This is a genomic window from Streptomyces sp. 5-10, assembly GCF_014712245.1.
Classification (GTDB): domain Bacteria; phylum Actinomycetota; class Actinomycetes; order Streptomycetales; family Streptomycetaceae; genus Streptomyces; species Streptomyces violaceusniger.
Window position 1 is genome coordinate 1 of the sequence record NZ_JACVYG010000112.1, and the last position, 11,542, is coordinate 11,542.

The 11,542-nt window shown below is 71.3% G+C and carries 1 pseudogene; it reads left to right on the plus strand.

Features of this window, described 5'->3' with window-relative positions:
* A pseudogene (locus IEJ02_RS51525) lies at positions 1–11,341 on the plus strand (amino acid adenylation domain-containing protein); the annotation flags it as partial.
* Positions 11,342–11,542: the final 201 nt, after the last annotated feature.

The window sequence follows — 11,542 nt, forward strand, 5'->3', positions numbered from 1 at the left end:
CCGTTGTGGCGGGACGTGGCCGGGGCCTATGCCGCGCGGCGGGAGGGCCGGACACCGGGGTGGTGGCCGATGGCCGTGCAGTACGCCGACTACACGCTCTGGCAACGCCAGGTGCTCGGTACGGCCGATACACCGGGCAGTGTGCTGGCCGACCAGCTGGACTACTGGCGCACCCACCTCGCGGGCATTCCCGAACAGCTTCCCCTGCCCACTGACCGGCCCCGTCCCCCGGTGGCCAGCCACCATGGCCGCTGGATCGCGTTCGAGATCGGTCCGGAGACACACGGCAAACTGGCGGCTCTGGCCCGTGAGGCCGACGCGAGTGTGTTCATGGTGCTCCAGGCGGCCGTGGCGGCACTGCTGACCCGTCTCGGGGCCGGCACGGACGTGCCGATCGGCAGCCCCGTCGCCGGACGGCCCGACGAGGCGCTGGACGATGTCGTCGGCTTCTTCGTCAACACGCTGGTGCTGCGTGCGGACACCTCCGGCGACCCGTCCTTCCGGACGCTGCTCGAACGGGTCCGCGACACCGCCCTCGCGGCCTACGCACATCAGGAGCTGCCGTTCGAGCAACTGGTCGAAGCGCTCAACCCGGAGCGTACGCTCGCCCGCCACCCGCTGTTCCAGGTGTCCTTGGCGTTGCAGACCGCGTGGGATCAGGACTTCGCCCTCCCGGGCACCACGGCCACGCTGGAATGGCCGGAGGCGCGGACCGCCAAGTTCGACCTGGCCTTCATGGTCAACGCACGCCAGGGCCACGGTGGGACGCACACCGGACTCGACGGGGTGCTGGAGTATGCCGTCGACCTCTTCGACCGGGAGACCGCCGAACGGCTCGCCGACCGCTTTCTACGGCTGCTGGACGAGGTGGTGGCGCGCCCGGACGCGCCGATCAGCCGCATCGACGTAATGGACGCCGCCGAGCGGCACCGGACCTTGGTGACGTGGAACGACACGGGGCGGCCGGACCTGCCACGGCTGTCGTTCCCCGCGCTCTTCGAGGACCGGGTGCGCAGGTCCCCCGACGCCCTCGCCGTGGAGTGCGGAGCGCTCCGCCTGTCGTACGCGGACCTCGACGCCCGGGCCAACCAACTCGCCCACCATCTCATCCAGCGCGGTGTCGGGCCGGAGTCGCGCGTGGCGCTGGCCTTCGGCCGTTCCGTGGACATGGTGGTCGGGGCAGTCGCCGTGCTGAAGACCGGCGCGGCGTATCTGCCGGTCGACCCCGCCTATCCGGCGGAGTGGATCGCCTTCGTCCTGGCCGACAGTGCGGTGAGCGCGGTGGTCACGCGGAGTGCGTTCGCGGAGTCACTGCCGAGTGCGGCCGTGTCCACCGTGGTGACGGACAGGCCGGAGACGTTGTCGGACATCCGCCGGCAGCCGACCACCTCCCCGGCGGTGTCGGTGCCCCTGACCGCCGCGGCCTACGTGATCTACACATCGGGGTCGACCGGGCGTCCCAAGGGGGTGGTCGTCACCCACTCCGGCATCGCGGGGCTGGCAACGGCCCAGGTGGAACGGTTCGCTCTCGATCCGTCCGCGCGGGTCCTGCAGTTGGCATCGCCGAGCTTCGACGCCTCCGTGATGGAGTTCCTGATGGCATGCGCTTCAGGGGGTACGCTGGTCGTTCCGGAGCGGCCGGGGGTCCTGGCGGGCGAGGAACTCGCCGGGGTGATCCGCCGATGCGGGATCACCCACGCGTTGATCTCGCCGACCGTTCTGGCCGGAGTGCCGACCGCCGAACTCCCTTCACTCCGAACGCTGTTGGTCGGGGGTGAGGCATGCGGTCCCGAGCTCGTCGAGCGGTGGGCGCCCGGGCGGCGGATGGTGAACGCCTACGGCCCCACCGAGGCGACGGTGTGGGCCACGGCAGGTGTCCTGGAAGCCGGACGCCAGGCATCGGCCGGTGGCGCGCCCACCATCGGGGTACCGGGCATCGGCGCCCAGGTGTACGTCCTGGACGCGTGGCTGCGACCGCTGCCGACCGGAGTGGCGGGGGAGATCTACCTGGCCGGGGCGGGCCTGGCCAGGGGGTATCTGGGCCGTCCCGGGCTGACGGCCGGGCGGTTCGTGGCGAACCCCTTCGGTGGGTCCGGGTCCGGGGTCGGGTCCGGGTCTGGGCATGGGCCCGGAGCGCGGATGTATCGCACCGGTGACCTGGGCCGGTGGCGGTCGGATGGGTCCTTGGAGTTTGTGGGGCGTGTGGATGATCAGGTGAAGGTGCGGGGTTTTCGGATTGAGTTGGGTGAGGTGGAGGGTGCGGTGGGTGCGCATCCGTCGGTGGGGCAGGTGGCGGTGGTGGTGCGGGAGGACCGNGGGGGTGGTGCGGGAGTTTGTGCGGGGGCGGTTGCCGGAGTTCATGGTGCCGGGTGTGTGGGTGGTGCTGGATGGGTTGCCGGTGACGGCGAGCGGGAAGTTGGATCGGCGGGCGTTGCCGGTGCCGGAGGTTGGGGGGTCTGGTTCGGGTCGTGGGCCGCGTACGGCGGTGGAGCGGGTGCTGTGTGATGTGTTCGCCGAGGTGTTGGGTGTGGAGCGGGTGGGGGTCGAGGAGGGTTTCTTCGATCTGGGTGGGCATTCGTTGTTGGCGACGCCGTTGGTGTCGCGGGTGCGGTCTGAGCTGGGGGTGGAGCTGCCGGTGGGGGCGGTGTTCGAGGCGCCGACGGTGGCCGGGCTGGCGCGTCGGCTCGCCGGGGGTGTGGTGGGTCAGGCGGGCCGGGAGCGGCCGAGGTTGGTGCGGTGTGATCGGCGGCCGGAGCGGTTGCCGGTGTCGTTCGCGCAGAGCCGGTTGTGGTTCCTGTACCGGTTGGAGGGNTGCGGACGCTGTTCGCCGAGGTGGATGGGGTGGTCTGTCAGCGGGTGCTGTCGGTGGAGGAGGCGGGTCGGCGGTGGCCGGGGCTGGAGACGGTCACGGTGGGCGGGCAGGCCGAGGCGGAGCAGGCCGTGGCCGAGGTGGTGCGGTACGCCTTCGATCTGGAGGATGAACTGCCGCTGCGGGCGGTGATGGTGCGTGAGTCTGCGTCGGCTGGGTCGGGATGCACGCTGGCGTTGGTGATGCATCACATCGCAGCGGATGGGTGGTCGTTGGGGCCGTTGTGGCGGGATGTGGCCGGGGCCTATGCGGCGCGGCGGGAGGGCCGGGCACACGGGTGGGAGCCGTTGCCGGTGCAGTACGCCGACTACACGCTCTGGCANGGCCGCGTCCTGTGGTGGCGAGTCATCGGGGTGCGACGGTGGGGTTTGTGTGGCCGGGTTGGTTGCATGGTGGGTTGGTGGAGGTGGCGGGTGCGGAGGGTGCGACGTTGTTCATGGCGTTGCATGCGGGGCTGGTGGCGGTGCTGACTCGGTTGGGTGCGGGTGAGGATGTGGTGGTCGGGTCGGTGATCGCTGGGCGTGGGGATGAGGCGCTGGAGGATCTGGTCGGGTTTTTTGTGAATACGTTGGTGTTGCGGGTGGATGCGTCGGGGCGTCCTGGGTTTCGGGAGTTGTTGGGGCGGGTTCGGGGGGTGGATTTGGAGGCGTATGGGCATCAGGATGTGCCGTTTGAGTATCTGGTGGAGGCTCTGAATCCGGCGCGGACGTTGGCGCATCATCCGTTGTTCCAGGTGATGCTGGCTCTGCAGAACACCGCTCACAGCGGGTTCGACCTGCCTGGTGCCGAGGGCAGGGTGGAGCCTGTCGGTGCGGGGACTTCGCGGATGGATCTGCTGTTCAGTGTCGGTGAGCGGCACGCGGACGATGGCACGCCCGCAGGGTTGGACATCACGGTGGAGTACAACACCGATATCTTCACCGAGCGGACGGTCGACTCGCTCATCCAGCGGTGGCGCCGCCTGCTGGAGACAGCCCTGACCGACCTCGACCTGCCCGTCAGCGACATCGACCTGCTGACCACCGCCGAGCGCGCCAGCCTCCTCCGTCAAGGCAACTCCGCCGCCACCCACCCCGCACCCGCCACCACCACCCTTCCCGCCCTCCTGACCGCCCAAGCCGCCCACACCCCCCACGCACCCGCCGTGACCTACGGCGGCGATGTCATGACCTACGTGGAGCTCGAGGCGCGAGCGAACAGGCTGGCCCGCGTGCTGATCGCCCGTGGAGTGGGGCCGGAGCGCGTGGTGGCCGTGGCGATGCCCCGCACCTCAGAGGCGGTCGTCGCGCTGCTGGCCATCCTCAAAGCGGGCGGCGCCTATCTCCCGGTCGATCCCGCGTACCCGGCCGAGCGGATCGCGTTCATGCTGGGCGACGCCGAGCCGGTCGTGGTCCTGGCCGACTCCGGCACCGTACGGCTCCTGCCGCCGCCGACCCTGGCCTCGCCCTCCGTCCCAGCGCCGGTGTGCGTACTCGACTCCCCGGACATGGTGCGCGCCCGTGCCGAACAGGACGCCACCCCCGTGGCAGACGGTGAGCGGCTGGGGCCGCTCACGGCCGGGAACCTGGCGTACGTCCTCTACACATCAGGGTCCACGGGAACGCCGAAGGGTGTGGCGGTGCAGCACTCCTCGGTGGTCGGGCTGATGGCCTGGGCCCGGGAGCGCTTCGGACCCGAGCGGCTGTCGTCGGTGTTGCTGTCGACCTCGCTGAACTTCGACGTCTCGGTCTTCGAGTTGTTCGCACCGCTGACGGTCGGTGGCCAGGTGGAGCTCGTCGAGCACCTTCCGGCGCTGGTGGGGCGGGGCGGCTGGTCCGGCGGGCTGATCAGCGGGGTGCCGTCGGTCGTCGCGCAGGTGCTCGGCTCCGGCGTACGGCTTGCCGCGCACGATGTGGTGTTCGCCGGCGAAGGGCTGCCGGCACGCGTGTTCAACGAGGTCAGGCAGGCCATACCCGACGCGCGGATAGCGAACGTCTACGGACCGACCGAGGCCACGGTCTACTGCCTGGAGTGGCACTCGGCCGGGGAGGAAACACTCACCCGCCCGGCGCTGACGGGGACACCCCTCCCGAACACCTCCGCCTACGTCCTGGACGCCGAGCTGAAACTGGTCCCCCCAGGGGTCGCGGGGGAGCTGTACATCGCCGGCCCGGGGCTGGCCCGGGGCTATCTCGCCCGCGCCGGGCTGACGGCGCAGCGCTTCGTCGCCGATCCCTACGGGCCGCCCGGCACCCGCGTCTACCGCACCGGTGACCTGGTGCGATGGACAGCGGACGGCCAGCTCGACTACCTGGGCCGTGCCGATGAGCAGGTGAAGGTGCGGGGGATCCGCATCGAGCCGGGCGAGGTGGAGGGCGTGGTGGCCACGCATCCCTCGGTGGGCCAGGTGGCGGTCGTGGTGCGGGAAGACCGGCCGGGTGACCGGCGGCTGGTGGCCTATGTGGTCCCGGCCACCGAGACCCATCCGCACTCGCACTCGCACCCGCATCCGCACACGCACATGCCCGAAGCCAGGCTCGCGGACGGCGGCCCGGCCCCGGCTGGCCCGGACGTGGCGGCGCTGCGCGCCTTCGTACGGGAGCGAGTGCCCGAGTACATGGTGCCCGCGGCGTTCGTGGTCCTGGACCGGTTGCCCGTCACCGCCAACGGCAAGCTCGACCGAGGCGCCCTGCCCGCGCCGGAGTTCACCTCCCGGGCCTCCGGCCGCGCACCGCGCACGGCCGTGGAGAAGACCCTGTGCGGACTGTTCCAGCAGGTGCTGGGCGTGGCAGCGGTGGATGTCGAGGACAGCTTCTTCGACTTGGGCGGGGACAGCATTTCCTCCATCCAACTGGTCAGCCGGGCGAGGTCGGCCGGGGTGGTGATCACCGCTCGGGATGTATTCCTGCGCAAGACCGTGGCCGGACTGGCTTCCGTAGCCGAAGCGGCCGAAGCGGCGGAAGTGGCGGAAGCGGCGGAAGCGGCGGAGGGAGCCGGGACGCCGGCTCCGGTGACGGACGACGGGGTCGGCGAAGTGGCCACCACCCCCATCATGGAGTGGCTATGCGAACGAGGCGGCCCGGTCGGTGAGTTCTGCCAGGCGATGCTGGTGACCGTACCCCCCGGGGCGGGCAAGGACCGGCTGGGCAAGGTGCTGCGGACCGTGACCGACCACCACGATGTGCTGCGGCTGAGGGTGGCGGACCGTGACCGTGGACGGTGGTCGCTCGAGGTGCCCCCGGCCGGATCCGTGGACATCGCGGGACGGGTGCGCCAGGTGTCCGGTGGCGCGGACGGACACGTAGAGCGGCGCCTGCTCCAGGAGGAGTTCACGGCGGCCCGGGGGAGGCTGGACCCATGGTCCGGTGTGATGTGGCAGGCGGTGTACTTCGACGCCGGGCCGGACCGCCCGGGCCGCGTGCTGCTGGTGCTGCACCATCTGGTGGTGGACGGCGTGTCCTGGCGGATCCTGCTGCGCGATCTACGGGCCGCCTGGGATGCGGTGGCGGCCGATCGGCCGGTGGCTGACCAGCCGGTGGCCGCCGACCGGCCGGTGGCGCTGGAGCCGGTGGGTACCTCGTTCCGCCGGTGGGCCGCGTTGCTGCAGGCCGAGTCATGCGACCCCGCCAGGGAGGCCGAGTACCCGTGGTGGGAGCGGACCCTCACCGACCTACGGCCACTTGCGGACGGGGACGACTCCTGGCGGCAGACGGTGGCCGCCGGGCCCGGCAGCACCGCCGATGTCACCCTGCGGCTTCCTGCCCCGGACACCGAGCCCTTGCTGGGGCGGGTCCCCGCGGTGTTCCACGCGGGAGTGCAGGATGTGCTGCTCGCCGCCTTCGCGGTGGCGGTCGACGCCTGGCGTGCACGCCATGGGCGGGCCGCCGCGGGCGAGCCGGTGGTGGTGGACGTGGAAGGACACGGCCGGTCGCACCGCCTGTCCGCGAACGTCGACCTGGCACGTACGGTCGGCTGGTTCACCACCCTCTACCCCCTGCGGCTGGAGGCGGGCCCGGTGACCTCGGAGGACGTCACCGGCGCGGGCCCCGCTCTGGGACGTGCGGTCAAGCGTGTGAAGGAGCAGCTGCGGGCCGTACCGGACCAGGGGCTGGGCTACGGGCTGCTGCGCCACCTCAACCCCCGTACCGGCCCCCGGCTCGCCGCGCTCCCGACCCCGGACATCGGCTTCAACTACCTGGGCCGCTTCACCGAGGCCGACCGCGAGGAACCGTGGATGCCGTCGGCCACCGACGACGGCGGGGTCCTGTCGGGCGCCGGTGACGACACCGGACCGCCCCCGGCCCATGTGCTGGAGCTGAACGCCGTCACCGTCGACACTTCACGGGGTCCCTGCCTCACGGCGACCTGGTCCTGGGCGGAGGGAACGCTCACGCGACCGGAGGTGGACGACCTCGCGCACACCTGGTTCCGTGTCCTCCGGGCCATCACCGAACACGCCGACCGGCCGGACGCCGGAGGGCTCACCCCCTCCGATGTGAAACCGGCCGCGCTGACCCAGGAGGACATCGAACGCCTCGAAGCGGCCTGCGCACCGGCCGCGCTGAGCGACATCCTGCCCCTGACACCCCTCCAGGAAGGGCTGCTCTTCCACGCCCTCTACGACGCGCGCGCCACCGACGACTACGTCGTCCAGCTCGGCCTCGACCTCGACGGACCGCTGGACCACCAGGCCCTGCGCGAGGCGGCCGAGGCGCTGTTGCGCCGCCATCCGAACCTGCGCGCAGGCTTCTGGCACGAGGGGCTGGAACGCCCGGTCCAGGCCGTGCCCGCCTCCGTGGCGCTCCCCTGGCAGGAGATCGACCTCCGGCAGCCGAACGGCGACCGGCAGCGCGAAGAACTGCGCGCGGTGGCGGCGGCCGAACGCAACCGGCGGTTCGAGCCGACCGCTCCGCCACTCCTGCGCCTCACCCTGATACGGCTCGGCGACCACCGCCACCACTTCCTGCTGACACACCATCACCTGCTGCTGGACGGCTGGTCGCTGCCGGTGGTGATGCGCGATCTGTTCCAGCTGTACCGGAATCGGGCCGAGGGAGGCGCGGGCGAACTGCCGCCCGTCACGCCCTACCGCGACTTCCTCACCTGGCTGGCCGAACGGGACGAGCGGGACCGGGGCGCCGCGGAGACCGCATGGCGGCAGGTGCTCGACGGCGTGGAGGGCCCGACCCTCATCGCTCCCGCCGCAGGCCCGTCCGGTGCCTCACGCCCCCCTGAGGAGGTCCTGACGGAGCTGTCCCCGGAGGTCACGTCCGCGCTGACGGCGCTCGCCCGCGGCCGGGGGTGGACGGTCAACACCCTCGTCCAGGCTGCGTGGGGCATCCTCCTCGGCAAGCTCACCGGAAGCGATGACGTGGTCTTCGGGGCCACCGTGTCCGGCCGCCCCCCGGAACTGCCCGGGGTGGAGAACATGGTCGGCCTCTTCATCAACACCCTGCCGGTGCGGGTACGCCTGAATCCGGCCGAATCCCTGTCCTCGCTGCTGACCAGGGCGCAGGAGCAGGCGTCCCGGCTGGTCGAGCACCAGCACCTCGGCCTGACGGACATCCACCGCCTGGCCGGTCACCCCCAGCTCTTCGACACCCTCGTGCTCTTCGAGAACTACCCTCTCGACCCGGAAGCGCTGTGCTCCCCGACCAACGGGCCGCGAGTGGCCGGGGTCCAGGGCCACGACGCCACCCACTACCCGCTGTGCCTGGTCGCCACGCAGCAGCAGTCCCGCTCCCTGCGCCTGCGCCTGGACTACCGCCCGGACGCCTTCGACCGCTCCACGGTCGCCTCGCTCGCCCACCGTCTGGAACGCCTGCTCGCGGCGATGGCCGCCGACCCGGACCGGCCACTGGCCGCCATCGACCTGCTGACGGTGGCGGAACGACGCCAACTGGCCGCGCCGAACACCACCGAGGCCGCCTTGCCGCCGTCCACCGTGGCCGAACTGCTCGCGACGCGGGCGGCACGTACCCCGGACGCGCACGCTCTGGTGGCCGGCGGCACGGCACTGACCTACGCGCAACTCCACGCGCGGGCGAATCGGCTGGCCCGCGTGCTCATCGAGCGCGGTGCGGGCCCGGAGCGCGTAGTGGCCCTCTCGCTGCCCCGGTCCGCGGACCTGGTCGTGGCATTGCTGGCCGTCATGAAGACGGGGGCGGCCTATCTTCCGCTCGACCCGGACCAGCCCGCTCAGCGGGCTTGCTTCATGCTCCACGACGCGGCCCCCGTCGCCCTCGTCACCACCGAGGCGGGGGCGGCGAAGCTGTCGGGTGCCGGGGCCTCGGTGCCGTGTCTCCTGCTGGACGCCCCGGATACCGAGGCGGCCCTGCGGGACCGCTCGGACGACGACATCGCCGACGCCGAGCGGATGGCCCCGCCCCACCCGCTGAACACGGCGTACCTCATCTACACCTCGGGCTCCACCGGCCGTCCGAAGGGCGTCGCCGTGACACAGCGGTCACTGTTGAACCTGCTCGTGGGGATGGCCGATGAACTGGGCCTGGTGCCGGAGGACCGCTGGCTCGCGGTCACCACCATCTCCTTCGACATCGCCGCGCTCGAACTGTTCGGCCCGCTCCTGGCCGGCGCCACGGTCGTCCTGGCGACGACGGACGAGACACGCGACCCGGCGCGGCTGTCCCGGCTGCTGACCGAGAACGGCACGACGGTCATGCAGGCCACGCCGACGCTGTGGGCGGCACTGCTGGAACACCACCGCGGCGCCCTGACCGGACTGCGGATCCTGACCGGCGGTGAGGCGCTGCCCGTGGCCCTGGCACACGAGATGCGCGACCGCGCGGCCGATGTCGTCAACGTCTACGGCCCGACGGAGACCACCATCTGGTCCACGCTCTCCCGTTGCGCCGAGGACGGAACACCGGCCATCGGCGGGCCGATCGCGAACACGCGGGTGTATGTGGTGGATGGTGGGTTGGGTTTGGTGCCGGGGGGTGTGGTGGGTGAGTTGTATGTGGCGGGTGTGGGGTTGGCGCGGGGGTATGTGGGGCGTGCGGGGTTGACGGGGGAGCGGTTTGTGGCGGCTCCGTTTGGTGGGACCGGGGAGCGGATGTATCGGACGGGGGATTTGGTGCGGTGGCGGTCGGATGGGGTCTTGGAGTTCGTGGGCCGTGCGGATGATCAGGTGAAGGTGCGGGGGTTCCGTATCGAGTTGGGTGAGGTGGAGGGTGTGGTGGGTGCGCATTCTTCGGTGGGTCGGGTGGCGGTGGTGGTGCGGGAGGATCGTCCGGGGGATCGGCGGTTGGTGGCGTATGTGGTCCCTGCTGAGGCTGGGTGTGATGTGGGGGTGGTGCGGGAGTTTGTGCGGGGGCGGTTGCCGGAGTTCATGGTGCCGGGTGCGTGGGTGGTGCTGGATGGGTTGCCGGTGACGGCGAATGGGAAGCTGGATCGGCGGGCGTTGCCGGTGCCGGAGGNGGGTTGCCGGTGACGGCGAATGGGAAGCTGGATCGGCGGGCGTTGCCGGTGCCGGAGGTTGGGGGGTCTGGTTCGGGTCGTGGGCCGCGTACGGCGGTGGAGCGGGTGCTGTGTGGTGTGTTCGCCGAGGTGTTGGGTGTGGAGCGGGTGGGGGTCGAGGAGGGTTTCTTCGATTTGGGTGGGCATTCGTTGTTGGCGACGCGGTTGGTGTCGCGGGTGCGGTCTGAGCTGGGAGTGCAGCTGCCGGTGGGGGTGGTGTTCGAGGCCCCGACGGTGGCCGCGCTGGCCCGCAGGCTGGAGAGCGGCGACGGTGGGAAGGGCCTCGATGTCCTGCTGCCACTGCGGCCACATGGCAGCCGTGCACCGCTCTTCTGTATCCACCCGGCCGGCGGGATCAGCTGGCCCTATTCCGGACTGCTGCGCCATATCGACGACGACCACCCCGTCTACGGCCTCCAGGCTCGGGGGCTGTCCGGTACGGAGACACTCCACGCCACCGTCGAGCAGATCGCGGCGGACTATCTGTGTCAGATCCGGACCGTGCGGCCACACGGCCCGTACCACCTCCTCGGCTGGTCCTTCGGCGGCATCGTCGCCCACGCGATCGCGACCCGGCTCCAGGAGGAGGGCGAGGAGGTCGCCCTGCTGGCCGTGCTCGACACCTACCCCCTGGCGGCCGTGCCCGCGGAGGAACGGTTGCCAGAGGCGGGAGACCGCGATATCCGGGGCATGTTCCTCGACGTTCTGGCGGACGGGGCGTACTCCCTGGACGAGGAGATCCTGACGGCGCTGTGCCACAGCCACGCCCAGCACGAGCGAGCCGCCGAGGAACACCGGCCTCGGCGGTTCCGTGGCGAGATGGACCTCTTCATCGCGACGGAGGAGCCCACCGACCACCGGACCGCCGCATGGCGTACGCCCGATTCCTGGGCGCCGTACGTCGAGGGAGACATCCGGATCCACGATGTGCCCAGTACTCACGACCATCTGATGACGCAGCGGGCACTGGACCACATCGGCCCCGTTGTCGCCCGGGGGCTCGAGCGGCCGTAGGGCGCCGGGGCGTGGCGCCCCGGCCCTGAGCGGCTGTCACTCCTCCAGGTCCGCCCACTCGGCTTCGAGATCGCTCTCAAGGTTGTCGATGTCGTGTTGGGTGAGGGTGAGGAGGGGGAGGTCGGAGGGGGTGTGGCCGCCGGTGTGGTGTTGGGTGTGGGTGGTGAGGGCTTTGAGTGCGGTGTGCCAGTGGTGGGCGAG